Here is a 25,771-nt window from a genome sequence, read left to right as displayed (position 1 = left end):
CAAAATTAGCATAATATTTGTATATTTGGTTTACTGAATCACTTAATACACAATTAAAAAAAATTAAACTATGAACAACAAAGGATGTTTTGGCATTGGAACAATAGGTTTGGTGCTGATTGGCGTAATTGCATTGGTAATATTTTGGGGAATTGGCATTAGAAATGGTTTTGTAGGAAGCGAACAAAACGTAAACGAAAAATGGGCAAATGTAGAAACCGTTTACCAAAAAAGAGCAAACCTTATTCCTAACTTAGAAAGAACCGTAAAATCTTATGCTAAATTCGAGCAAGAAACTTTAACCAAAGTAATCGAAGCACGTTCTAAAGCAACTCAAGTAACCATCGACCCAACTAATATGACCGAAGCTGATTTGGCAAAATTCCAAGCAGCACAAGGTGAATTGTCTGGTGCTTTGAGCAGATTAATGGCAGTGGTAGAACAATATCCTAATCTAAAAGCTGACCAACAATTTATCGATTTCCAAAGAGAATATACCGCGATTGAAAACAGCATAAGAGCAGAAACCGTAAACTATAACGCAGCGGTGAAAGAATACAATACTTCTATTAAAGTTTTCCCGAATAACATCATCGCAAATTTCTCTAATTTCAAAGAAAAACCTTTATTTAAAGCAGATGCAGGTGCTGAAAAAGCTCCTGAAGTTTTCACTGAATAATGAGTAATTTTTTAAACAATATTCAAATGGCTTCCCTTGTGGAGGCCATTCAACAAGCGGAAGACCATTCTACCGGAGAAATTCGTGTGCATATAGACCAAAACTCAGATGATAATAATGCCAAAATTGCTTTTGACGTTTTTAAATCTCTGGGAATGGATAAAACCAAAGAAAGAAATGCCGTACTTTTTCATGTAAATTTTGAAGAAAAATATTTAACCATTATTGGTGACAAAGGCATACATGAAAAAGTGCATCAAAAATTTTGGAATGATTTGCATGACAAAATAACCTCAGCTTTCTCTCAAGGTCAATATTTCGAAGGTTTGCGAGATGCTATTTTAGAAACCGGATTAGAATTGAAAAAATTCTTCCCTATTGACGGAGAAAATCACAATGAATTACCTAATGAAATTACCTTCTCTTAAAAATTTCTTCGTTTTAGTTTTACTGAGCTGTTATAGTTTTATTTCAGCACAATATAACATTCCAGAACCTCCTAGTAAAATTTATCCTGTTTATGACGAAGTAGGATTACTGAATGCTACGGAGAAAGAAGAAATTAATCAAAAACTCATCAAATTTGCAGATTCTTCTTCTACAGAAATTATGGTAGTCATTATTCCTACAACGAATGGAGAAGATGTAAATTTTGTAGCGACACAATGGGGAGAAAAATGGAAAATCGGAGAAAAAGAACAAGATAACGGCGTTGTTTTCCTTATTGCAACCGAAGACAGAAAAATGTCTATTCAGCAAGGTCGAGGTGTAGAGCAATATCTTACGGCTTCTGTTGCAGGGCAAATTCTAGATTATTTGGTCACGCCAAATTTCAAAAAAGGTCAATGGTTTGCAGGAATAAATGCTGGAACTTCTGCAATAATGGATGCAGTAAGAGGTAAATTTAAACCACTTTCTGAATCAGAACCTCAACCGATTGATATTTCCCTGAAACACGTTCTAATTTTTGCACTTATTCTGTTCTTCATTATTTATATTTTATCAAAAAGCAATAATGGTGGAGGTTTTGGCAATGACGATGGAGATGTGATTCTTACCAGAAGAGGAAGAAGAGTCTATCCAGGTGGTTTTTTCCCAGGAAGTTTTGGAGGAGGTTTCGGTGGCGGAAGTTCAAGCGGTGGATTTGGCGGTTTCGGTGGTGGCGGAAGTTTTGGCGGAGGTGGCGCTTCTGGAAGTTGGTAGAAAATTTTGAATCAAGACAAAAATTAAAAAAATAAAAAAGCAACTCAAAATCGAGTTGCTTTTTCGGTTTAATAAAATTGGAATATGAAGAAAAATAAAGTTACTAATTTATATTTACGCTTCCACTGCTGCTTTCAGAAGAAGAAATAACAGGATTTCCTAGTTTTTTAAGATTTACATCTCCACTAGAAGACGCTTGTGCTGAAGCTTTTTGAGAAACCATCGCAGAAATACTTCCTGAAGACGAAGCATGAAACTCTCCTTCTTTTACTTCTAAATTTCTCCCATTAAAATCACCAGAAGAACTCGCGTGAATGCTACCATGTTGTACTTTTCCATCTACAGAAAAATCACCACTAGAAGAAACTTCGAAACGAGCATAATCTGCCCAAACTTTTCCAGAAAAACTACCACTACTTCCTACAGAAATATCCAATTGATTGGCTTCTAAATGTCCGTCAACGTCCGCAGAACTAGAAACATTTACTTTCAGTTTATCTTGCATAAAAGTATCTTTCACTTTTATAGAAGCACTAGAATTCGCTCTCAATTCATCAAAATCTTTAGCATAAACAACTGCTTTTACTCTTTCTGTAGAAATGGGATTTCTATAATCAGAATCTACATAAATTCTTACGTTTTGTCCATTTTGTTCTACTTTCACAAATTCTAAAATATCTGAAGGCGCAGAAATAACTACTTTTTCTACATCAGATTTTACAATATCTGCATGAATAGAAGTAGAAACTTCTATGCTATTGAAATCTCCCGAAAATACTTTTTCAGTCATCGGTCCATTTCCTTTTTTGCCTGTGAAAATATCACCAATGCTTCCATTATCAGATTTCACATTGATACAAGAAGCTAATGATAAGCTTAAAAGAAAGACAGGAATCGTTTTTTGCATGATTAATATTTTAATAATTAGACGTTTAGATTTATTTTTTGTTACAAAATTCCTTTTAGAAGAATACTGAATCGCTTTCTACAAATTTTGTATCTTTAACCCTATAAATATTCAACAATTTAACAATGAAAAATATTACATCAATTTTGCTGATGTCTGCATTAGGTTTCAGCATTTCTTGTTCTACCATGAAAGAAAATACCCCAAAAATTGATGATACTGCTGTTTTAAACAATCCTTTTTATAAGAAAAGTACATTGCAGTATCAGGCTCCAGAATTTGACAAAATTAAAGACGAACATTTTGCTCCCGCTTTTGACTACGGTTTAAAAGTAAACGAAGCAGAAATTGCTGCAATCGTTAACAACAAGGAAGCCGCAACATTTGAAAACACCATTTTGGCGCTTGAAAAAAGCGGTGAAGTATTGAAACGTGCGCAAATTGTTTTCTACAACCTTACTGGTTCTAATACCAATCCTACTCTACAGAAAATAGAAGAACAATACGCTTCTATTTTTGCATCTCATGCAGATAAAATTTATTTAAATTCTGCTCTTTATAACAGAATTAAAGCCATTAAAACAGATGGTTTAGATTCAGAAGATCAAAGATTATTAGAAGTGTACAAGCAACGTTTTGAATTGGCTGGTGCTAATCTTTCTGATGCCGACAAAGAGCAAATGAAAAAAATAAACGCAGAATTGGCAACACTTTCTACTCAGTTTTCTAGTAAATTATTAGAAGCGAGAAAAAAAGGAGCTGTTTTAATTTCAGACGTTAAGGAATTAGACGGACTATCTGCTGATGAAATCGCTGCTGCTGCTACAGATGCTAAAAATGCTGGTTATGAAGGCAAATATCTTTTGACTTTGCTTAATACTACTCAACAACCGCTTCTTCAAAATCTTAAAAACAGAGCGACCAGAGAAAAATTATTTAAAGCTTCTTGGTACAGAGCAGAAAAAGGAGATGAAAATGATACAAGAGCTATCCTGGAAAGACAGGCAAAACTGAGAATGGAGAAAGCGCATCTTATGGAAAAATCTTCTTACGCTGAACTGAATTTGGTAGACCAAATGGCAAAAAAACCAGAAAATGCAATGGATCTTCTTTACCAATTAGGAAAACCTGCAGTAGAGCAAGCGAAAAGAGAAATTGTGGATATTCAAGCGCTAATTGATGCTCAAAAAGGCGGCTTCGAACTCGCACCTTGGGATTGGAATTTCTATGCAGAACAAGTGCGTAAAGCAAAATTTGATTTAGACGAAAACCAAATCAAACCTTATTTTGAAGTGTCCACCGTTTTAGAAAAAGGCGTTTTCTACGCTGCAGAAAAATTCTACGGAATTACCTTCAAAGAAAGAAAAGATTTACCAGTTTATCATCCAGATGTAGTAGCTTATGAAGTTTTTGATAGAGACGGAAAATCTTTAGCGATTTATTACTTAGATTTTTACACCAGAGATAATAAAAATGGTGGCGCTTGGATGAGCAACTTCGTAGAACAATCATTCATGACGGGAACTAAACCTGTAATTGTAAATGTTTTCAACTACCAAAAACCTGCTCCAGGAAAACCTTCATTAATTTCTTATGATGATGTTTCTACCATGTTCCACGAGTTTGGGCACACTTTACACGGACTTTTTGCCAACCAAAAATACATTACCATTTCTGGAACCAATGTTCCTAGAGATTTTGTAGAATTCCCTTCTCAAATCAATGAATTTTTTGCGCTAGAGCCTTCAGTTCTTAAAAATTATGCACTACACTACGAAACCAAACAACCAATGCCTCAAACGTTGGTAGATAAAATTAAAAAAGCGGCTACTTTTAACCAAGGTTATGCCACTACAGAATTGGTTTCTGCGGCAACATTAGATATGGCTTGGCATTCTGTAAAATCTGAAGCTGAAATAAAACCTACTTTAGATTTTGAAAAAGAAGTCTTAACCAAATACGGATTTACTTTGCCACAAGTTCCGCCAAGATATCATTCTCCTTATTTCGCTCACATTTGGGGAGGCGGTTATTCTGCTGGTTACTACGCTTATATGTGGAGCGACGTTTTAAATGCAGATGCTTGGAAATGGATTACGGACAATGGTGGAATGACCAGAGAAAACGGTGACCGTTTCAGAAAATATATTTTATCTGTAGGAAATTCTGTAGACTTGAATCAAGCGTTCAAAGATTTTACAGGAAGAACTCCAGACATTAAACCACTTCTACAAAACAAAGGATTTGTGAAATAGATAAAATGTGAATTTTACTTCGCAAGTCAATAGTGAATAAAAAACCGCAGAAGTCGTTTCTGCGGTTTTTTATTTATTTTTTCTCTTGTTCTTGATATCTTTCAGGATGTCTTTTCTTTTGGTCTTCTTGAATTTTTTCTAAAACTTCGGTTTTCATAATCATCAAATGATTACTTTTTGCATTCCAAAGGCTGGTATATTTTTTAGAAACCACGGTATAACTTTCCCAATTGGTGAATTTTTGGTAGAGCATCAGTGTACAAATATCGGTAGGTGTAATAAATGGCCAATCTTCTAAAACATGAGAATGAACTCCGCTTACTGTTTTGCCAATTTTTTCATCATAAATTTTAAAAGAAAGCAAGCTATTATGCAATTTTTGCACTTTTTTAATGCTATTATCTTTGTTAAAATCAATTAAATAATCGTTTCCAAAAAGCACTAAATTATTGAGATTAGTTCCACTCAAAAAATACACTTTTTTCTCTTTATTTTTATTGATTATCGGAACAATATTATAATTTACATTATTGTAAAATTTAAAAATGGTATCTGTTTTTAATCTTTCCTGAGCTGCTTTTCTGATGGTAAAATATTCTTTTTCCACCTCAGTAAAATCTCTTACAGACAAATCTAATTTAGAATTCCTTGGTTCATAACTTGTAGGAAAAGAAATGGTTCCTATCACTTTATTTTCTTTGGAATAAAATACACAAGTTGGCACTTCATCCTCTTTAATGTAAGAAAAATAACCACCTATGTTATCTCTTTCTTTATAGTTTTCAATAAAAACATCAGTTCCGTACCAACTTGCCATTTCACTTCTGTAAAGCTGAATGCCCTCGTCTTTTATTTCTTGTGCAATTTTTTCAAGATTTTGAGCTGACAGTTGAATACTGAACATCACGAACAATAAAAGGTAAAAAGTTTTAATTTTCATGGTTTTTAATTTTATTCAAAAATAAGGAATATATCTTTTGTTTCCCTTAAAAACTATTCTCATCATATAAGTTTTCAACATTTTAAAACTTAAAATTTTTAGATTTGTGACATGAACAAATTCCAACTCCATCTGTTTCTGTTTTTAAAAATCCCAATTTCTTGGATTGCAGGAGTGCGCCTAAAAGAAATGAATGATGAAATCTGCATCACCAAAGTGAAATTTGGATGGCTGAACCAAAACCCTTTCAATTCTATGTTTTGGGCAGTTCAAGGAATGGCTGCAGAATTTTCTACAGGGTTTCTTTGTGCCGAAAAAATTAGAAAATCTGGCAAAAAAATCTCTATGTTGGTGGTTCATAACCAAGCTGAATTTACCAAAAAAGCAGTGGGTAGAGTTACTTTTTCTTGTCATCAAGGAAAAGAATTGGATGCTGTTTTACAAAAAGCCATCGAAACTAGAGAAGGACAAACTCTCACCATGTTTTCTGAAGGTAAAGACCAAAAAGGCGATTTGGTTTCTAAATTTGCTTTTACCTGGAGTTTTAAAGTGAAAAACTAGAGAAACTCTCACTAATAAAGCAAATTTAGCAGATGAAATCAGCATAATCAGCCAAATCTGCGAGAAAACATCATCAAAATCACTCATAAAAAGCGGGTTGGTTTATTATTTTTCACTAATTTAGTTTTCTAAAACTAAAAACCATTTTCTATGCTGCTGGATTTACTGTTCCCGAACAGATGTCTACATTGCAATACCATCATTTCAAAAGACGAATTGGTTTGCCATGTATGTTTCCCTCAAATTAAGTTTTCTCATTTTAATTTCTACGAAGAAAATCCTCTGAAACAGAGATGTAAGCTTTTATTTCCCGTGAAAAATGCTTATGCTGTGATGGAATTTCAAGAAGAAGCATTGAGCCAAAAAATTATTCATCAACTCAAATATCGTTCTCAGGAAAAAGTTGGAAAAATCATGGCTGAATGGACTTTGGAAAGAATTTACCTTTCAGAAAAACCGGATGTTTTAATTACGGTTCCACTTCATCCTAAAAAATTAAAAAAACGAGGTTATAATCAGTTGCATGTTTTTGCAGACACGCTTTCTAAAAATTGGGAAATCCCACATCATAAAGAAGCGCTTAAAAGAAATTCTTACCAAAAAGCACAAGCCCAAAAAGACAAATCTCACCGCGCCGAAACGAAATACGATTTCTCGCTAACCGAAGAAATTTCCGGGAAACATGTTTTGTTGATAGATGATGTTTTCACCACGGGAAATACAATAAGCGCCATTGCTTGGGAAATTCTGAAAAATCCAAGGAATGAAGTGAGTGTTTTGGTAATGGCTTTTGATTCGTAGTGATTATCTCTGCAATTTTTGTCCGTAAGACAAATCTCCAGCATCTCCTAATCCTGGAGAAATATAACCTTTTGACGTAAGATTTTCATCGATAGCTCCTACCCAAATATGCGCATCTGGAAATGCATTGGAAAGCGTTTCTACGCCTTGTTTACTTGCAATAACGGCTACAATGTGGAGTTGAGAAGGTGTTCCGTGGTTTAATAAATCTTTCAGCGCTTCAATTAAACTCGCGCCAGTTGCTAACATGGGATCTGCTACGATTAATGGTCTTCCATCTACACTAGGACAAGTAAGATAATCTTGTTTTATGGAGAAATAATCATTGGCATCGTGTTTTCTGTAAGCGGCAACGAAACCACAGTCTGCTTTGTCAAAATAATTAAGAATTCCTTCAAAAAGCGGAACTCCAGCTCGTAAAATCGTGGTAATAACTGGTTGAACTGCAATTTCTTTGACCATAATTTTGTCTAATGGTGTAGAAATTTCTATTTCTTTGACTTCTAAACCTTTAGAAATTTCAAAAGCTGCAATTTCGCCGATTCTTTCCATGCTTTTACGGAAATTGGCTCTATTGGTTTGGGTTTCTACGTTTCTAAGTTCGTTGATCCAAGAATTGACTAATGAGAAATTTTCTGATAATACGGTAACCATGTTGTGCAGATTTGTTTAATTGAATATTTTACAAATTTATTGATATTTTTTGTCTGTTTAAAATGATTTTGAACATCAATTCGATTTTAATTAAAAAACCCTTTCAGAATTTAGAATTCTAAAAGGGTTGGTAAATTATTTTTGTCTGAAATATACATCAATAGGAACTCCTGTAAAATCAAATTGCTTACGCAATTGGTTTTCGATGAATCTTCTGTATGGTTCTTTCACATATTGTGGTAGATTACAGAAAAACGCAAATTGCGGAACTGGAGTTGGCAATTGGGTAATATATTTAATTTTCACATATTTCCCTTTGATTGCAGGTGGTGGAGTTTGTTCAATAATGGGTAATAAAATTTCGTTTAGCTTAGAAGTTTTGATTCTTTTCTTACGGTTTTCATAAACCATCATCGCAGTTTCTACCGCTTTTAGGATTCTTTGCTTGGTCAATGCAGAAACGAAAAGAATGGGAACGTCATTAAACTGAGCGATTTTTTCTTTGATTTTATTTTCGAAATCTCTCATGGTATTGGTTTCTTTTTCTACCAAATCCCACTTATTTACTACAATTACGATTCCTTTTCTATTTTTTTGAGCCAAAGAAAAGATATTCATATCCTGAGATTCCCAGCCTAAAGTAGCATCTACCATGATAATCACCACATCAGAATGCTCAATCGCTCTAATAGAACGCATTACTGAATAGAATTCTAAGTCTTCAGAAACTTTAGATTTTCTACGCATTCCGGCAGTATCTACCAATACAAATTCGTGCCCGAATTTGTTATATAACGTTTCGATGGAATCTCTGGTTGTACCTGCGATATCTGTAACGATGTTTCTATTATCATCCAAAAGTGCATTGGTAAGTGTAGATTTTCCTACGTTTGGTCTTCCTGCAATGGTAATTTTAGGTAAACCTTCGAAAGGATCTTTGTATTCTGTAGTTGGGAAATCTGCCACTAAATCATCTAACAATTCACCCGTTCCAGAACCTGTAGCAGAAGAAAGCGTATAATATTTTTCTACTCCTAACTGATAAAATTCTGTAGCAGCAAGCATTTCTTTAGCAGAATCTACTTTGTTCACCACTAAATATAGAGGTTTATTGGCTTTTCTTAAAAGATTATAGATTTCGTGGTCTATATCTTGAAGTCCTTCTTCTACGTTTACCATAAAAATGATAGAAGTGGCTTCATCTACTGCCAACTGAACTTGTTTACGGATTTCTTCTTCGAAGATATCATCACTACCTACATCATAACCACCAGTATCTATTACGGTAAAGTCTACTCCATTCCAGTCAGATTTACCATAATGACGGTCTCTGGTTACCCCAGCTGTAGAATCTACGATGGCTTCTCTTCTCTCTAATAAACGATTAAATAATGTGGATTTTCCTACGTTGGGACGACCAACGATTGCAACGATATTACTCATAAAAATTGTATTAATAATCCCTAAAAATTATAAAATAGGATTAAGTTATTAATAGGTATCTCCCACTTTGGGAGCCTTAAAATTTTTGCAAAGATAAGATTTATATTTATTTATAACGAGTATTAATTTCACATCCATTACATAAATATCAGAAAATCAATTATTATATAGATATTTTTTGTATTTTTGCCGCTGGTTCTAAAAACACAAACGAAGAAAAAATTGAAGAAACTTTACTTAGACAAATGTTCTTCGGGATTACTATTCCCCAAATTTATTCTTAATGCTTCTAGCATTAAGATATTCTTTGTTTTTATATACTTTCTTTCTATTGGTTTTTCCACACAAATGTCTGCTCAGGAATCAATCATTACTGGGTTAGAAAATATTCATATTTCAGAAGGAGCTACCATAGTAACCGTAGAAAATGGTGAATCTAAAATCAATTATTCTTCTATTTCTGCTCCAATTAATCAAAAAAACACAAAAACTTCTACTTCTCCCAAAAAAGAAATAAAAGAAAAAATTGCATTTTCTCATAAGAAAAAAACGCCCAAAGCGATTGATGAAAAACTCATCAAAAAATTGGAGCAAAAAAGAGAAGTGAAAATTATTTATAATACTGATGCTCAATCGGAAGAAAGTTTATCTAGTAATTACGGAACTTCTAAATCTGGCATTAACAACCAAAATCAAAGCCAAAAACTAGACAAAGCATTATTTACAGAAAATAAACTTCTAGTGTTTTTGTTTATCTATCAAGAAAAACAAAATGTGCTTTTTCAGTTTTACCATTCTCTAAAAGTAGAAAACCATCTTTTCACTAGACCTCCTCCTACTTTTATTTAATCGAAAAGAAACATATCTTTTTTATAACCTATTCATCTATAGGTAAAAATCTCTTATATAATATTCTAAAAATCAAAAATAGAACTTATGAACAAAACTCTAAATTTTAAAACATTCAAAACTTTTTTACAACTAATATTTCTAGTTGTAGGAGTTTTGGGTTTAGCGCAAACCTACCCTGCCTTAGAGTTTGGCAATGTAACACCATCACCGAATACCAACACTAGCCTTTCTTTTGATTTCCAGAAAGACACCAACAATAATACGGCTACTAACTTAGTGAATTATACTAGCCCAAGTGTGTTAACTGTTTCTTACAATGTAACTGCAACTAGTTTCCCTAATGGATTAAGATTTGGGGCTGGTGGTGCAGCTCCATTTTATACATTAATGAATGCCATTGGTAATGCAGGGAGTGATAATACACAATATACCAGTTTTGGAGTGCCTACCAATGGCACAGGTATAGATATTGCGAGTAATTATGCTCCTTATATCTCAGCAAATTTAGCATCAGCAGGTACGCAGCCAGGCAATGGTAGGGTAAAACTTGGTGAGCTTACTATTACTTTGAGTAGAGGTAATAATAACCCTATATTGCATTTTAAAGGACTAGGGGCAGCTTCTGGATCTTCATTAACTGCAGAATTTAACATAAAGTCTATATTAAATTCTGCAGGTGCAGAAATATTATCTACCACCAATTTAGTGCAATTAACGGGAACTAATTTGAATGTTAATAACATTACAAAAATCATTAATAATGATTATACAGGAGCTACAGATCCTGCAACAACAAACACTGCAAGAGGCTCTGTAAGATTTCAAAATAATGATATTAGAACCATTGTTTTAGAAGTATATGGCAACAGAAACGGTACGGCTTCGAATGTTACATGGACAGGTGCGGATGATTTTTTCATCAGTATCTCTGCAGGAGAATCTGATTTACAAGTAACCAAAACTGTAAGTAATGCAACTCCCACAGAAGGAAGCAATATAGTATTCACAGTTACAGCTTCTAATCTTGGAGCATCTAACAATACCAATGTTACTGTTAATGATTTATTACCTACAGGTTACACCTATGTATCACATACAGCATCTACAGGGACTTATGTTCCTGGTACGGGTGTTTGGACTATAGGGAATTTAAATGATGCAGCAAATGCTACATTGGCAATAACTGCCAAGGTAAATCCAACAGGGAATTTTACCAATTCGGCAACCATAAGTACTACCAGTGGAATACTCGACCCTAATACTTCTAATAATTCGGCATCTGTATCTACTACGCCTGTTATTGTAGATTCTGATGGAGACGGGGTGCCAAATTCTCTTGACTTAGATGATGACAACGATGGTATTACAGACTGTGATGAAAACTTATTAGGTGCTAATGCATCTGTTTCTAATGTCTTTTCTTTTGTTACCGCAGGAACTGCAATAGCAACAAGTAACAATGAAGTAAGATTAACTCAAAATACAGGAAATCAAGCAGGGCAAATATGGTCAGTAGGAAAAGTAGATTTTACAAAATCTTTTGTTTTAAGATTTGATGCTTATCTTGGAACTAATGATAATGGAGCTGATGGTATTGCCGCAGTTTTTCATAATTCTCCTCAAGGAGTAAATGCAACGGGAGCAACTGGTTCAGGAATAGGAGCTAGAGGAATAGCAAATGGAATTGTATTAGAATTAGACACCTACGACAATGGAACAAGTCTTGGAGATATATCTTCAGACCACGGTCAAATATGGGATTCCGATAATCAAACTTCTACCGGATTTTTAACTACTGCAGTTGCTCTACCTAATTTAGAAAATAGCACTTGGCATCCTGTTGTTATTAACTGGAACGCTTCTACCAAAACTATTTCTTATACAGTAGATGGAACTAATGCAGGAACTTATACTGGTGATTTGGTAACAAATTACTTTGCTGGAGCCAATAAAGTTTACTTTGGATATACGGCTTCAACAGGAGGCGCTACCAATGAACAAAAAATAAGAATTAATTCTTTTTGCTCAGATTTACCACTAGAACTTGATACGGATGGAGATGACATAGCTAATAGCTTAGACCTAGACTCAGACAATGACGGCTGTCCAGATGCCATTGAAGGAGACGAAAACGTAACTGCTTCTCAACTTACCGCAAATAGAATTTCTGGAGGCGTAGATGTTAATGGGGTACCTAACTTAGTAAACTCTGGAGGCGCTGCTGATATTGATGGAGACCAAGGACAAGGTGCTGGACAAGCATATACCGTAAATCCTGCCGCAGCAGGAGGAACTGCTTCTAGCAATCAAAGCATTTGTACAGGAGCCACTCCTGCTGCTCTTTCTTTGTCAGGACATAGTGGTGCCATTCAGTGGCAATCTTCTACTGATAACGTTACCTTTACCAATATATCTGGTGCAACTTCGACAACTTACGCTCCTGGCGCTCTTACTGCTACCACCTATTACAGAGCTGTACTTACTAGTGCAGGGGGATGTACTGCTAATTCTAGCACTGTTACCATTACCGTAAATCCTCTTCCTACCATCACTGGAACTACTGCGGTTTGTGTGGGAAGCACTACCCAATTATCTGGAAGCGGAACTCCTGCTGCTTCTAATCCTTGGACGTCTAGCAACACAGCTATCGCTACAGTATCTAATACAGGTTTAGTAACTGGTATAGCAGCCGGTTCTGTGACCATTACTTATACCAATAATAATGGGTGTTCTAGAACAACTACGGTTACCGTAAATCCTCTTCCTACCATCACTGGAACTACTGCGGTTTGTGTGGGAAGCACTACCCAATTATCTGGAAGCGGAACTCCTGCTGCTTCTAATCCTTGGACGTCTAGCAACACAGCTATCGCTACAGTATCTAATACAGGTTTAGTAACTGGTGTAGCAGCCGGTTCTGTGACCATTACTTATACCAATAATAATGGGTGTTCTACCACTACTACAGTTACTGTAAATCCTCTTCCTACCATCACTGGAACTACTGCGGTTTGTGTGGGAAGCACTACCCAATTATCTGGAAGCGGAACTCCTGCTGCTTCTAATCCTTGGACGTCTAGCAACACAGCTATCGCTACAGTATCTAATACAGGTTTAGTAACTGGTGTAGCAGCCGGTTCTGTAACCATTACTTATACCAATAATAATGGGTGTTCTACCACTACTACAGTTACTGTAAATCCTCTTCCTACCATCACTGGAACTACTTCGGTTTGTGTGGGAAGCACTACCCAATTAACTGGAAGCGGAACTCCTGCTGCTTCTAATCCTTGGACGTCTAGCAACACAGCTATCGCTACAGTATCTAATACAGGTTTAGTAACTGGTGTAGCAGCCGGTTCTGTGACCATTACTTATACCAATAATAATGGTTGTTCTACCACTACTACAGTTACTGTAAATCCTCTTCCTACCATCACTGGAACTACTTCGGTTTGTGTGGGAAGCACTACCCAATTAACTGGAAGCGGAACTCCTGCTGCTTCTAATCCTTGGACGTCTAGCAACACAGCTATCGCTACAGTATCTAATACAGGTTTAGTAACTGGTGTAGCAGCCGGTTCTGTAACCATTACTTATACCAATAATAATGGTTGTTCTACCACAACTACAGTTACCGTGAATCCTCTTCCTACCATCACTGGAACTACTTCGGTTTGTGTGGGAAGCACTACCCAATTATCTGGAAGCGGAACTCCTGCTGCTTCTAATCCTTGGACGTCTAGCAACACAGCTATCGCTACAGTATCTAATACAGGTTTAGTAACTGGTGTAGCAGCCGGTTCTGTAACCATTACTTATACCAATAATAATGGTTGTTCTACCACAACTACAGTTACCGTGAATCCTCTTCCTACCATCACTGGAACTACTGCGGTTTGTGTGGGAAGCACTACCCAATTATCTGGAAGCGGAACTCCTGCTGCTTCTAATCCTTGGACGTCTAGCAACACAGCTATCGCTACAGTATCTAATACAGGTTTAGTAACTGGTGTAGCAGCCGGTTCTGTGACCATTACTTATACCAATAATAATGGTTGTTCTACCACAACTACAGTTACTGTAAATCCTCTTCCTACCATTACTGGAACTACTTCGGTTTGTGTGGGAAGCACTACCCAATTATCTGGAAGCGGAACTCCTGCTGCTTCTAATCCTTGGACGTCTAGCAACACAGCTATCGCTACAGTATCTAATACAGGTTTAGTAACTGGTGTAGCAGCCGGTTCTGTGACCATTACTTATACCAATAATAATGGTTGTTCTACCACTACTACAGTTACTGTAAATCCTCTTCCTACCATCACTGGAACTACTTCGGTTTGTGTGGGAAGCACTACCCAATTAACTGGAAGCGGAACTCCTGCTGCTTCTAATCCTTGGACGTCTAGCAACACAGCTATCGCTACAGTATCTAATACAGGTTTAGTAACTGGTGTAGCAGCCGGTTCTGTAACCATTACTTATACCAATAATAATGGTTGTTCTACCACTACTACAGTTACTGTAAATCCTCTTCCTACCATCACTGGAACTACTTCGGTTTGTGTGGGAAGCACTACCCAATTATCTGGAAGCGGAACTCCTGCTGCTTCTAATCCTTGGACGTCTAGCAACACAGCTATCGCTACAGTATCTAATACAGGTTTAGTAACTGGTATAGCAGCCGGTTCTGTGACCATTACTTATACCAATAATAATGGTTGTTCTACCACAACTACAGTTACCGTGAACAATTGTATTGATGCTGTTAATGACAATTTTGGAAACGTTAATCCCGGAAACTCTACTGCAAGCGTAATCTTGAATGACTTTAATAATGGTAGCGCAGCTGTAATCGGTACAGCAGCTGGACAAGTTTCTATTAAAACTGCTACCGATGCGGCGGGTACTGCTGGAGCTTGGCCTGCTGGTTTCACACTGAATGCTGATGGTACGATTACTGTTGCAGCGGGTACTGCCGCAGGTACTTACACCTTATATTATACTATCTGTAACCAAACTGCTGGTTCTCCTTGTGATACCGCTGCCGTAACACTTACTGTGCCTCCTACTATTGATGCTATTAATGGTTCGCAAACGGTTAACTCTGGCTCTACTGGTACATCTGTTCTTGCTAATGACACTATTCAAAACGGTACTGCTGGTTCTGTAACTTTAGGAGCTACTGGTAATGCTACTATTTCTCAAACTAATACTACTAACGCTGGTGTTAATATTGATACTGCTACTGGAAACGTTGTTGTAAGCCCTGGAACGCCTGCCGGAACATACACCATTACTTATGAAATTTGTACTAAAGCTACTCCTGTAACTTGTGATACTGCTACAGAAGTTGTAACGGTTCCTAACCTTCTAGATGCCGTTAATGATACTTATGGCTCTGTTACACCTGGTACTTCTACTATCAGTGTAATTGCTAATGATAAAAATATTGCTGGTACGGCTGCCGTTATTGGTGGTGCTGCTGGACAGGTTTCTATTAAAACTGCTACCGATGCGGCGGGTACTGCTGGAGCTTGGCCTGCTGGTTTCACACTGAATACTGATGGTACGATTACTGTTGCAGCTAATGTTTCAGGAGGTACTTTCACTCTATATTATACCATTTGTAATCAAACTGCTGGATCTCCTTGTGATACCGCTACTGTAACATTATTTATTCCTTTATGTTACAAACCTGCACAAACTACTGGAACCGCATTAGACACCAATCATGGAATTACAGCTCTTGGTAGAGCTGGAGATGATAACAGCAATTGGCCTATGGTAAGAAAAGGAGCTTGGACAGTTCTTGAAGCTAAAACAAAAGGTTTCGTAGTCAATAGACTTACTGACGCTCAAATAACTGCTATTCCTAATGCTGACCTAAGAGAAGGAATGATGGTATATAACATTACCCAAGACTGTCTCCAAATCAATATTGATGGTACAGCTACGGGTTGGAGATGTTTCAATACTCAAACGTGCCCTGATTAATTTTTAAAATTTGAGATAACATGAAAAATATATTTTTAACCTTATCCTTATTATTTGCTACTGCTCTTTCAGCTCAAGTAGCGATAGGAAAAACTTCAATTTCTTCTCCTGCTGTATCTTTAGAATTTTATGATAATGCAGACAATACCAGAGGAATTATTCTTCCTTGGGTTACCAATACAGCAGCTGTAACAGGAGCTGTAAACGGAACGCTTGTTTACAATACTGCTGATAAAAAAATCTATGTAAAGTATGCTTCTGGTTGGAGAGACCTTAGTGTAGACAACACTGGAACTGTAACCACTACACTACAAGATTCTCTTACAGATCAAGATACTGCAAAAGTACTTATCGGTGGAGATCCTGCTACTGATACCACCCCTGGAATTTTAGTCTTAGCAGACACTAATAAAGCGATGGTTCTACCTAAAGTAGCCTCTCCTCACCTCAACATTGTAAATCCATCTCCTGGAATGATGGTTTACGACACTACCAAAAAACAATTGGCAGTGTTCAATGGTACTGTTTGGAGTTTCTGGAAACCTTAATAATTCTAAACAATTTAATACTAAAAAAGTCCGATGTTTCTCATCGGACTTTTTGCTTTTTAAAATAAAATTTAAAAAGCTTTTGATTTCATTTTACAAAAAACAAAAAGCATTTTTAACAAACAATAAATTTATTTTGTAACTTCACGTTTTAAATAAAAACCTATCATGAAAAAACTATTTTTTCTTTTAGTTGTGGCTTTTGCGTTATTACAATTTTTTCAAATTGATAAAACTAATCCGCCAGTTGACAAAAACATGGATTTTTTAACCATTAAAAAAACACCTGAAGACATAGCTCAACTCATCAAAACCAGTTGCTATGATTGCCACTCAAACGAATCTGTATATCCTTGGTACACCAATATTCAGCCATTCGGTTGGTTGGTAAAAGACCATATAGAAGAAGGAAGAAAAGAACTTAATTTTTCTACATTTGCCACTTACGAACCATTAAGACAAGCCAAAAAACTTAAAAAATCTGCTCACGAAATAGAAGAAGGCAAAATGCCATTAGAATCTTACCTTCTCATTCATCAAGATGCAAAACTTACTCCTGAACAGAAACAAAAACTACAGGCGTATTTCATTTCCATCAAAGAAGTAACTGCCATGATGAACAATCTAACGGATGAACAACTAAAAATTAAGGAAGAATAATTTGATAGACCAAAATAAATTTTACCTCTTTTACGACGGAGACTGTGGTTTCTGCAATTTTTGGGTACATTGGATTTTAAAAAACGACTTCAAAGACCAATTCCTATTTGCTTCATTACAAGGAAAATTTGGACAAGAATTTCTAAAACAAAGAGGTTTAGAACAAAAAAACCTCAACACTATTTATCTTTGGAAGCCAGAAAAATATTATCTCAATAAATCTAATGCAGCCATCACCATTGCCGAAAAATTAGGTGGAATATACTCATTAGCATCAATTTTTAGAATCATTCCTAGATTTTTGAGAGATTGGGTTTATGATTGTATTGCAAGAAATCGCCATCGATTGATAAAGAATTCTTGCGCAATACTCACTCCTGAACAACAGAAAAAATTCATAGACTAATTACCGAAATTAGTGCTTTATCATTCTAATCACTATCTTTGCAATTATGGAATACAATACACAAAGAACTCGTCTCCATTTACCAGAATATGGTCGTAATATTCAGCAGCTCGTAGAACGTTGCAAGGAACTTCCTACCAAAGAAGAACGCAACGAAATGGCTGCCGCAATTGTAGATTTCATGGGGCAGAGAAATCCGCACCTTCGTGACGAGGAAAATTATAAACATAAACTTTGGGATCATCTTTTTATATTAGCAGAGTATGACTTAGATGTAGATGCTCCCTATCCTTTCCCTACCAGAGAAGAATTGGCACAGAAACCCAATAAAATGGAGTACCCAAAACTTCAGGGAGATTATAAATTCTATGGAAAAAGTATCCTTCAATTGATAGACAAAGCCATAGAACTAGAAGATGGAGAAGAAAAAGAAGCTTTGATAGAAGTGATTGCGAATAACATGAAGAAATCTTATAATGTGTATAATAAAGAACACGTACAAGATGAGGTAATCTTCCGCCACTTAAAGGAACTATCAGAAAACAGATTAGACCTTACCAGTATAGATTCTCTAGAAAAAAGCAGAATTTATTACTCTGCCAACAAGAATAAAAACCAAAAAAACAACCCTAAAAAACGTTTCAACAACCATAATAAAAACCGAAAAAGATAATGAGTGAAGCATTTCAAATAAGAGGAGGAAAAAAATTACACGGCGAAATCACACCACAAGGTGCAAAAAATGAAGCGTTGCAAATTCTTTGTGCAGTGCTTTTAACTGACGAAGAAGTGAGAATTAAAAACATTCCAGATATTCATGATGTAAACCGTCTTATAGAAATTCTGGGAGATTTCGGGGTGAAGATTACTAAAAATGCGCACGGTGATTATACTTTCAAAGCAGATCAAGTTAACTTTGATTACATAAAATCTAAAGAATTTAAAAAAGACGGTGCCAAATTACGTGGCTCTATTATGATTCTTGGGCCTATGCTTGCTAGATTTGGCGAAGCGTATATGCCAACTCCGGGTGGTGACAAAATTGGAAGAAGAAGATTAGACACTCACTTTCAAGGATTTGTAGAACTCGGAGCAGAATTTCATTATGACGAAACGGAATATTTCTATACTTTAAAGGCCAAAGAACTTCGTGGTAAATTTATTTTATTAGAAGAAGCTTCTGTAACGGGAACTGCCAATATCATTATGGCTGCAGTTTTAGCCAAAGGAAAAACCAGAATTTACAATGCAGCGTGCGAACCTTACCTTCAGCAATTATGCAGAATGCTCAATAGAATGGGCGCAAAAATTGAAGGAATTGGTTCTAACTTATTAACCATAGAAGGCGTTTCTCATCTTCATGGAACAGAGCACACTATGCTTCCAGACATGGTAGAAATTGGTTCTTGGATTGGTCTTGCAGCAATGACACGTTCTGAAATGACCATTAAAAATGTACATTGGAACCAATTAGGAATCATTCCAAATGTTTTCAGAAAATTAGGAATTCAATTGGAACAAAGCGGTGATGACATCTACATTCCAGAACAAGAACATTATAAAATTCAAAAATTTATTGACGGTTCTATTTTGACGGTTTCAGACGCACCTTGGCCAGGATTTACACCAGATTTATTGTCTATCGTTTTGGTAGTGGCTACTCAAGCCAAAGGAACAGTATTGATTCACCAAAAAATGTTTGAATCGAGATTATTCTTTGTAGATAAATTAATTGATATGGGCGCTCAGATTATTCTGTGTGATCCTCACAGAGCAACTGTAGTAGGTCTTAACCATGAATTCCCATTGCGTGGAACCAATATGACTTCGCCAGATATTAGAGCAGGGAACGCACTTCTTATCGCGGCACTTTCTGCAGAAGGAAAATCAATTATTCATAACATTGAGCAAATTGACAGAGGTTATGAAAACATCGATGGAAGACTAAAAGCTCTAGGAGCAGATATCGAAAGAATTCAATTATAAAACAAGGCGCAACTTTTTCAAGTTGCGTTTTTTATTTCTTTACAAAAGCATTTTCATACTTTTCAATCCAATCTTGTGGAGTCATTTTTCGAGCCAATTCACCAATCAATTCATAAGGAATATCTTCAGGTTTTTTGAAACGCATACAAGATTTTCCCATGTCTAGTTTCTTTTTAGAATGTTTTGGAAACTCTTTTTGAAACCAATTCAACAGTTTTTCGTCTGCATAAATTCCCATGTGATAAAGATTGATAGAATTTTTCTGCGAAGCTATACTAAGAAATGGCAAAGGCAATTCTGGAGTACAATGATAACCTTTCGGATAAATAGAATGCGGAATTACATAACCAATCATTCCGTAGCTCATTTGTTCTTCGAAACCTTTTGGTAAATTTTCAGAAATAACCTTTCTCAAATTTACTATTGCTTCTCTCCTATCTTCGGGAAGTTCTGTAATGTATTCTTGAACGGTTTTGGCATTACTCGTCATATTGTTGTAGTTTGAAAGGTTTGATTTAGTTGTAATTATGAATCTTATATTATGCTTAATTCAATTTTCTTATTATTAGTAACTTCTCAGAACCAGCCAATCCATTAGGATTACATCCCATTTTTCCTTCGGGTACTTCTAAGTTTTTTTCTTGATAAAATTTCAACCAAAAATCATCTGTCTTTCCTGTTTTAGGATTAATAAAAGTCATCGGCTTTAATTCAAAGATATGATTATTTCTAAAAATTCTTTCGATAAAATCTGAGCAATACAATGTTTCATCATTGAGAATATAATTGAAATTATAAGGCTTTCCTAACAGAGAATTGGCTTTCTTAATAGCTTCAGGAATTGAATATTGAAACTCAGACTTTAGCCTGTAAAGATAAATTTCTGCATTTCCTTCAGATTGGTTCTTGATAAAATTTTTGAGACTTTCTTTTTGCGAACCACCTTTTGGAGCAGCGTGAAGTACAAAAATGGCATTTTTATTCTTTTCTATAATGCCAATATGATCATAGTTTTCAGTGGCATTTTTTTGAGTTACACGATTAATGGCACCTGATAAATTCTCTTTTTGAGCCGTTACAAAAACCAAATCACCATTTTTTATGTTGTTATATTTCAATGTTTTGCAGCTACAAAAAAACATTGAAATCAATATTAAAATCCAAATTTTCTTCACAAAATTCATTTTACGTAAAAGTATAAAATCTAGACCAAAAAATTGCAGAATCTTATTATTCTTTAAATTCACGAAATAATGTTATTTTTGTACAAATCCTCAATTTTATGCCTAAAATATCAAACAGAGCAGTAAGTATGCCTGCTTCGCCCATCAGAAAATTAGTTCCTTATGCATTGGCTGCAAAAGCTAAAGGTACTAAAGTTTACCACCTAAATATCGGGCAACCAGATATTGAAACGCCTAAAACTGCTTTAGACGCACTTAAAAATATCGACTTAAAAGTTCTAGAATACGCACTTTCTGAAGGAAATTTAGACTACAGAAAACAACTAGAAAAATATTATCATTCTATTGGTTTTAAAGATCTTACTACAGATAATTTCATCGTTACCAATGGTGGTTCAGAAGCGTTGAATTTCGCACTTTCTGTAGTTTGTGACAACGGAGACGAAGTCATCATTCCAGAACCATATTATGCTAATTACAATGGTTTTACCAATGCAATCGGTGTAAAAGTAGTGGCGATACCTTCTTCAATTGACACAAGTTTTGCCCTGCCAAAAATTGAAGAATTTGAGAAAAAAATCACCGAAAAAACCAAAGCAATTCTCATCTGTAATCCCGGAAATCCTACAGGTTATCTTTATACGAGAGAAGAATTACAAAAATTAGCCGAAATTGCTCTTAAACACGATATTGTGATTATTTCTGATGAAGTTTACAGAGAATATGTTTATGATGGAGAAAAGCAAATTTCTATGTTAGAGTTTCCAGAACTGAAAGAAAATTGCATCATCATCGATTCAGAATCAAAAAGATATTCGATGTGTGGCGTTAGAATTGGTTTTTTAGTAATTCGTTCTAAAACGCTTCATGATGCTGCCATGAAATTTGCTCAGGCAAGACTTTCTCCAGTGCTTATTGGTCAGATTTTAGCAACAGCAGCGCATGATAATGACGCAGAATACATTCAATCTGTTCGCGAAGAATATACCAAACGTAGAAATCTTTTGGTAGAATTATTAAACGAAGTTCCTGGTGTGAAATGCCCAACTCCAAAAGGTGCATTTTACTGTGTAGCAGAACTACCGGTAGAAGATGCAGATGATTTTGCACAGTGGTTGCTCGAACATTTTTCTGACAATGGCGAAACCGTAATGGTAGCACCAGCTTCAGGTTTTTATTCGGTTCCAGAACTTGGTAAAAAGCAAGTAAGAATTGCTTATGTTCTAAAAGAAGAAGACTTGCGAAGAAGCGTAGAATTAATCAAAATCGCTTTAGAGCAATACAAAAAATAAAATTTTTAAAAACGGACTTCGGTTCGTTTTTTTTTGATTCTATCAATTTCCTTTTCGCAAAACTTATTTTCAGTAAATTTGTAAAAATTAGAAACTGAAGGCTTCGCAAATACTTTGCAGTCAAAAAGACTTTTGAAAAAAAATGAAAATTCAAGAAAATATCTCTTTAAAGAATTACAATACTTTTGGTGTAGAAGCAAAAGCGCATTATTTTGCCGAAGTACATGATTTACACGAGCTAAAATATGCTACAAAATTTGCCAAAATCAATCATTTTAAAATCCTTTTTTTAGGCGGCGGTAGTAATTTGCTCTTTACCCAAGATTTTGACGGATTGGTGATTAAATTAAATTTAAAAGGGATTTCCGAAGAAATTTTAGACGAAAATCACGTGCTCGTTTCTGCAAAAGCAGGTGAAAACTGGCATGAATTTGTACTGTTTACGCTTTCTAAAAATTATGGTGGATTAGAAAATCTTTCGCTCATTCCGGGAAATGTGGGAACTTGTCCTATTCAGAATATTGGTGCTTATGGAACAGAAATCAAAGACCATTTCGTTTCTTGCAAAGCTCTAAATTTAGAAACTTCAGAAATTGAGGAATTATCTTTGGAAGATTGCAAATTTGGTTACAGAGATTCTATCTTTAAAACTTCTGCCAAAGGAAAATATGTAATTGTAGAAGTCACGTTTAAACTGACTACCCAAAACCATCACATCAAAACAGAATATGGAGCAATTTCTACAGAATTAAAAAATTTAGGAATTGAAAATCCTACTATTCAAGAGGTTTCTAAAGCGGTTATCAATATCAGACAAAGCAAACTGCCTAATCCTGCCGAAATTGGAAACGCTGGAAGTTTTTTCAAAAATCCAAGTATTCCTTTAGCTCAATTTGAAAATTTAAAGGAAAAATTTTCTGAAATTCAAGGATATGCAAATGGTGATTGGGTAAAAGTTCCTGCGGGTTGGCTCATAGAAAATGCAGGCTGGAAAGGCAAACAAATAGGAAATGTCGCTTCTCATAAATTACAAGCTTTGGTCATCATTAATGCCACTGGAAACGCATCAGGAAAAGAAATTTACGATTTCTCTACCCAGATTATTGACTCTGTTAAAGAAAAATACGGAATAGAACTAGAAAGAGAAGTGAATATTTTATAGAATTATCAATAAAATCAATTGATTAATTCGTCACATTGAATCTCAGAAAACTAATCACTAATGCTTATATTTGCGCAAAATTAAAAAGTAAAAATGTCTGAAATTAAACTCAATACAATTCCTGAAGCAATAGAAGACCTTAAAAATGGTAAAGTAATCATCGTAGTAGATGATGAAAACCGCGAAAATGAGGGCGATTTTCTTTCTGCTGCCGAACTTACGACTCCAGAAATTATCAATTTTATGACCATTCATGGTCGTGGTCTTATTTGTACTCCACTTCCTGAAAAAAGATGTGACGAACTAGGTCTTGAAGCCATGGTTTCTAGAAGTACAGACCCGAAAGAAACTGCTTTTACGGTTTCTATTGATTTATTAGGAGACGGTGTTTCTACAGGTATTTCGGCTAGTGACAGAGCAAAAACTATCCTTGCTTTGATGGATGAAAAAACCAAGCCAACAGATTTTATGAGACCTGGTCACATTTTTCCGCTTCGTGCAAAAACGGGTGGCGTTCTAAAAAGAGCTGGTCATACAGAAGCTGCGATTGATTTAACCAAATTGGCTGGATTGAAAGAAGGTGGTGTCATCTGCGAAATTATGAACGAAGATGGAACCATGGCAAGATTACCAGAATTAATGGTTTTGGCTAAAAAATTAGACCTTAAAATCATTTCTATCGAAGATTTAATTAATTACCAATTGAAAAAAGGTGATTTGGTAAACGAAATAGAGTCTAGAAGAGTAAAAACGGCTTTTGGTGAGTTTGATTTCCATGCATTCCAAGAAAAACATACAGACCAGATTCACTTTGCATTAACCAAAGGAAATTGGGAAATAGATGAACCCGTTTTAGTAAGAGTTCAGTCTTCTAGCGCTTATTTTGATGTTTTAAGCAGATTGATTAACGGTGAAAATCCTCAACTGGAAAAAGTAACCAATATGATTAATGCGGAAGGAAAAGGAGCGCTTATTTTCATCAATAATGTATCTAATGCAGAACTCACGATGAGAAAATTACAACAATTCCTGAATTATCAAGACGGACAAGTTGCAAGACCTACGCTTACTGCTAATTTCATAGAATACGGAATTGGAACTCAAATTCTTAAAAAATTAGGCATCACCAAATTCCGAGTGATTACTCAAAATCCTAATCAGAAACCGCTTGTTGCTGGTTATGGTGTAGAAATTACCGAAATGGTACAGATGTAAAATCTTAAAAATATGAATCAAAAATAGCGTAGAAATTTCTACGCTATTTTTATATCCTCGAAACTGTGAAATCCGTTTAAGAAATCTTTCACATTCATTCGTTTTTTTCCTTCTAACTGAACTTCTGTTGGCTGATAAAAGCCATCTTTGGTATAAATTCTAAAAATATTTTTAGAAATTTCTAAAGTTCCCGCCATTTTCTGATGTTCTGAAACTTCAAAAGTTCCTGCATAAATCTTCAAACCTTTTGTTTCTTCACCGATTTTCAAAGTGGTAAAAGCGCAAGGATAAGGCGACATTCCTCTGATGAAATTATGAACCTTAACCGTTTCTTGATTCCAATGAATTCTCGTGTCTTCTTTGAAAATTTTGAAAGCATTTTTGGGTTCTGCAACTTGTGGTTGAGGTTGTTCCGTAATAGAATTTTCAGCTAAACCATCTAATGTTTTCACTACAAGTTTTGCACCCATTTCCATCAATCGATCATGCAAACTTCCTGCATTTTCATCTGGGGAAATAGGCAATTCTTCTTGCAAAAGAATGTTTCCTTCATCTATCTTTTCATTGATAAAGAAAGTAGTAGCGCCCGTTTTTTCTTCGCCGTTGATAATCGCAAAATTGATTGGAGCCGCACCTCTGTAATCTGGTAATAAACTTGCATGAAGATTGAAAGTTCCCAATTTTGGCATTTCAAATAATACTTTTGGCATCATTCTAAAGGCAACCACCACGAAAACATCTGCTTCTAGTTTTCTCATTTCTTCCAAAAATTCTGGATTTCTCAATTTTTCTGGCTGAAAAACAGGCAAATTATTTTCTACAGCGTATTTTTTAACAGGAGATTCGGTTAATTTTTGTCCACGACCTGAAGGTTTATCTGCAACGGTAACTACTCCCACGATTTCGTGATGAGACTGATGAATCGCTTCTAAAGATTTAGCCGCAAAATCTGGCGTCCCGAAAAAAACAACTTTTAAATTTTTCATATTTTGTATCGCTCCTACGGAGCTTTTCTCTTTTTTT

The 25,771-nt window shown here is 35.4% G+C and carries 23 protein-coding genes; 16 read left to right on the top strand and 7 right to left on the bottom strand.

Going from position 1 to position 25,771, the window contains the following annotated elements:
* Positions 1–70 precede the first annotated feature (70 nt).
* Genes EB819_RS00870 through EB819_RS00860 form a run of 3 tightly spaced genes read left to right on the top strand, consistent with a single transcriptional unit; the run spans position 71 to position 1,882 of the window.
* Positions 71–679, top strand: a complete 609-nt coding sequence (locus EB819_RS00870) for a LemA family protein (RefSeq protein WP_069799623.1) — start codon at positions 71–73, stop codon at positions 677–679.
* Entirely contained in the window at positions 679–1,107 is a 429-nt protein-coding gene (locus EB819_RS00865; protein ID WP_371461856.1) for a TPM domain-containing protein, read from the top strand. Before EB819_RS00870 ends, EB819_RS00865 begins: the two co-directional genes overlap by 1 nt.
* On the top strand, positions 1,088–1,882 hold the full coding sequence (locus EB819_RS00860) for a TPM domain-containing protein (RefSeq protein ID WP_069799627.1): 795 nt from the start codon (positions 1,088–1,090) through the stop codon (positions 1,880–1,882). Before EB819_RS00865 ends, EB819_RS00860 begins: the two co-directional genes overlap by 20 nt.
* 103 nt (positions 1,883–1,985) lie before the next feature.
* Here EB819_RS00860 and EB819_RS00855 read toward each other — a convergent pair whose 3' ends face one another.
* Entirely contained in the window at positions 1,986–2,789 is an 804-nt protein-coding gene (locus EB819_RS00855) for a head GIN domain-containing protein (protein ID WP_069799629.1), read from the bottom strand.
* 125 nt (positions 2,790–2,914) lie between these two features.
* Between EB819_RS00855 and EB819_RS00850 the strand changes: the two genes are divergently transcribed.
* Complete coding sequence (locus EB819_RS00850; RefSeq protein WP_069799632.1) at positions 2,915–5,044, top strand: M3 family metallopeptidase; 2,130 nt, start codon at positions 2,915–2,917, stop codon at positions 5,042–5,044.
* A 73-nt stretch (positions 5,045–5,117) separates the two neighbouring features.
* Here EB819_RS00850 and EB819_RS00845 read toward each other — a convergent pair whose 3' ends face one another.
* Positions 5,118–5,984, bottom strand: coding sequence for a hypothetical protein (locus EB819_RS00845; RefSeq protein ID WP_245993190.1), 867 nt, complete (start codon positions 5,982–5,984; stop codon positions 5,118–5,120).
* A 111-nt stretch (positions 5,985–6,095) separates the two neighbouring features.
* Between EB819_RS00845 and EB819_RS00840 the strand changes: the two genes are divergently transcribed.
* Complete coding sequence (locus EB819_RS00840; RefSeq protein WP_069799634.1) at positions 6,096–6,545, top strand: DUF4442 domain-containing protein; 450 nt, start codon at positions 6,096–6,098, stop codon at positions 6,543–6,545.
* 150 nt (positions 6,546–6,695) lie between these two features.
* Positions 6,696–7,346: a ComF family protein gene (locus tag EB819_RS00835; protein WP_069799636.1), complete on the top strand. Its 651-nt coding sequence runs from the start codon at positions 6,696–6,698 to the stop codon at positions 7,344–7,346.
* A gap of 3 nt (positions 7,347–7,349) precedes the next feature.
* Here the strand turns inward: EB819_RS00835 and upp are convergent, their stop codons facing one another.
* Together upp and der are read right to left on the bottom strand one after the other, a co-directional pair.
* Positions 7,350–8,000, bottom strand: coding sequence for a uracil phosphoribosyltransferase (gene upp, locus EB819_RS00830; RefSeq protein WP_069799638.1), 651 nt, complete (start codon positions 7,998–8,000; stop codon positions 7,350–7,352).
* A gap of 135 nt (positions 8,001–8,135) precedes the next feature.
* A complete protein-coding gene (gene der, locus EB819_RS00825; RefSeq protein ID WP_069799639.1) occupies positions 8,136–9,443 on the bottom strand; it encodes a ribosome biogenesis GTPase Der in 1,308 nt (435 codons plus the stop codon).
* A 348-nt stretch (positions 9,444–9,791) separates the two neighbouring features.
* Between der and EB819_RS00820 the strand changes: the two genes are divergently transcribed.
* The 7 genes from EB819_RS00820 (at position 9,792) to murA (ending at position 19,895) form a co-directional block, all read left to right on the top strand.
* Positions 9,792–10,292 (top strand): hypothetical protein, encoded by a 501-nt coding sequence (locus tag EB819_RS00820; RefSeq protein ID WP_069799641.1) that lies wholly within the window; start codon positions 9,792–9,794, stop codon positions 10,290–10,292.
* 87 nt (positions 10,293–10,379) lie between these two features.
* Positions 10,380–16,295: a beta strand repeat-containing protein gene (locus EB819_RS00815; protein WP_124878635.1), complete on the top strand. Its 5,916-nt coding sequence runs from the start codon at positions 10,380–10,382 to the stop codon at positions 16,293–16,295.
* A gap of 20 nt (positions 16,296–16,315) precedes the next feature.
* Positions 16,316–16,843, top strand: a complete 528-nt coding sequence (locus EB819_RS00810; protein ID WP_069797224.1) for a phage tail-like protein — start codon at positions 16,316–16,318, stop codon at positions 16,841–16,843.
* A gap of 168 nt (positions 16,844–17,011) precedes the next feature.
* Positions 17,012–17,503: a heme-binding domain-containing protein gene (locus tag EB819_RS00805; RefSeq protein ID WP_069797225.1), complete on the top strand. Its 492-nt coding sequence runs from the start codon at positions 17,012–17,014 to the stop codon at positions 17,501–17,503.
* 1 nt (position 17,504) lies between these two features.
* Positions 17,505–17,909, top strand: coding sequence for a thiol-disulfide oxidoreductase DCC family protein (locus EB819_RS00800; RefSeq protein ID WP_069797226.1), 405 nt, complete (start codon positions 17,505–17,507; stop codon positions 17,907–17,909).
* A gap of 46 nt (positions 17,910–17,955) precedes the next feature.
* Positions 17,956–18,582: a DUF4290 domain-containing protein gene (locus EB819_RS00795; RefSeq protein WP_069797227.1), complete on the top strand. Its 627-nt coding sequence runs from the start codon at positions 17,956–17,958 to the stop codon at positions 18,580–18,582.
* Positions 18,582–19,895, top strand: a complete 1,314-nt coding sequence (gene murA / locus EB819_RS00790; RefSeq protein WP_069797228.1) for a UDP-N-acetylglucosamine 1-carboxyvinyltransferase — start codon at positions 18,582–18,584, stop codon at positions 19,893–19,895. Before EB819_RS00795 ends, murA begins: the two co-directional genes overlap by 1 nt.
* Positions 19,896–19,926: 31 nt before the next feature.
* Here murA and EB819_RS00785 read toward each other — a convergent pair whose 3' ends face one another.
* Positions 19,927–20,385, bottom strand: coding sequence for a DUF1801 domain-containing protein (locus EB819_RS00785; RefSeq protein ID WP_069797229.1), 459 nt, complete (start codon positions 20,383–20,385; stop codon positions 19,927–19,929).
* Positions 20,386–20,440: 55 nt separating this feature from the next.
* The gene (locus EB819_RS00780) at positions 20,441–21,013 is read right to left on the bottom strand and encodes a YiiX/YebB-like N1pC/P60 family cysteine hydrolase (RefSeq protein WP_245993186.1); all 573 of its coding nucleotides are present in this window, start codon (positions 21,011–21,013) and stop codon (positions 20,441–20,443) included.
* A 164-nt stretch (positions 21,014–21,177) separates the two neighbouring features.
* On the opposite strand from EB819_RS00780, the gene EB819_RS00775 reads away from it, so the two are divergent.
* The 3 genes from EB819_RS00775 (at position 21,178) to ribB (ending at position 24,748) form a co-directional block, all read left to right on the top strand.
* A complete protein-coding gene (locus tag EB819_RS00775; protein ID WP_069797230.1) occupies positions 21,178–22,371 on the top strand; it encodes a pyridoxal phosphate-dependent aminotransferase in 1,194 nt (397 codons plus the stop codon).
* A 142-nt stretch (positions 22,372–22,513) separates the two neighbouring features.
* A complete protein-coding gene (gene murB / locus EB819_RS00770; protein WP_069797231.1) occupies positions 22,514–23,533 on the top strand; it encodes a UDP-N-acetylmuramate dehydrogenase in 1,020 nt (339 codons plus the stop codon).
* A 93-nt stretch (positions 23,534–23,626) separates the two neighbouring features.
* The gene (gene ribB / locus EB819_RS00765; RefSeq protein ID WP_069797232.1) at positions 23,627–24,748 is read left to right on the top strand and encodes a 3,4-dihydroxy-2-butanone-4-phosphate synthase; all 1,122 of its coding nucleotides are present in this window, start codon (positions 23,627–23,629) and stop codon (positions 24,746–24,748) included.
* Positions 24,749–24,786: 38 nt separating this feature from the next.
* Here ribB and fmt read toward each other — a convergent pair whose 3' ends face one another.
* Entirely contained in the window at positions 24,787–25,734 is a 948-nt protein-coding gene (gene fmt, locus EB819_RS00760; protein ID WP_069797233.1) for a methionyl-tRNA formyltransferase, read from the bottom strand.
* Positions 25,735–25,771: the final 37 nt, after the last annotated feature.

The organism is Cloacibacterium normanense (assembly GCF_003860565.1).
GTDB lineage: Bacteria > Bacteroidota > Bacteroidia > Flavobacteriales > Weeksellaceae > Cloacibacterium > Cloacibacterium normanense.
The sequence above is the reverse complement of the archived record's forward strand: the minus strand, read 5'-3'. Positions and strand labels throughout refer to the sequence as shown.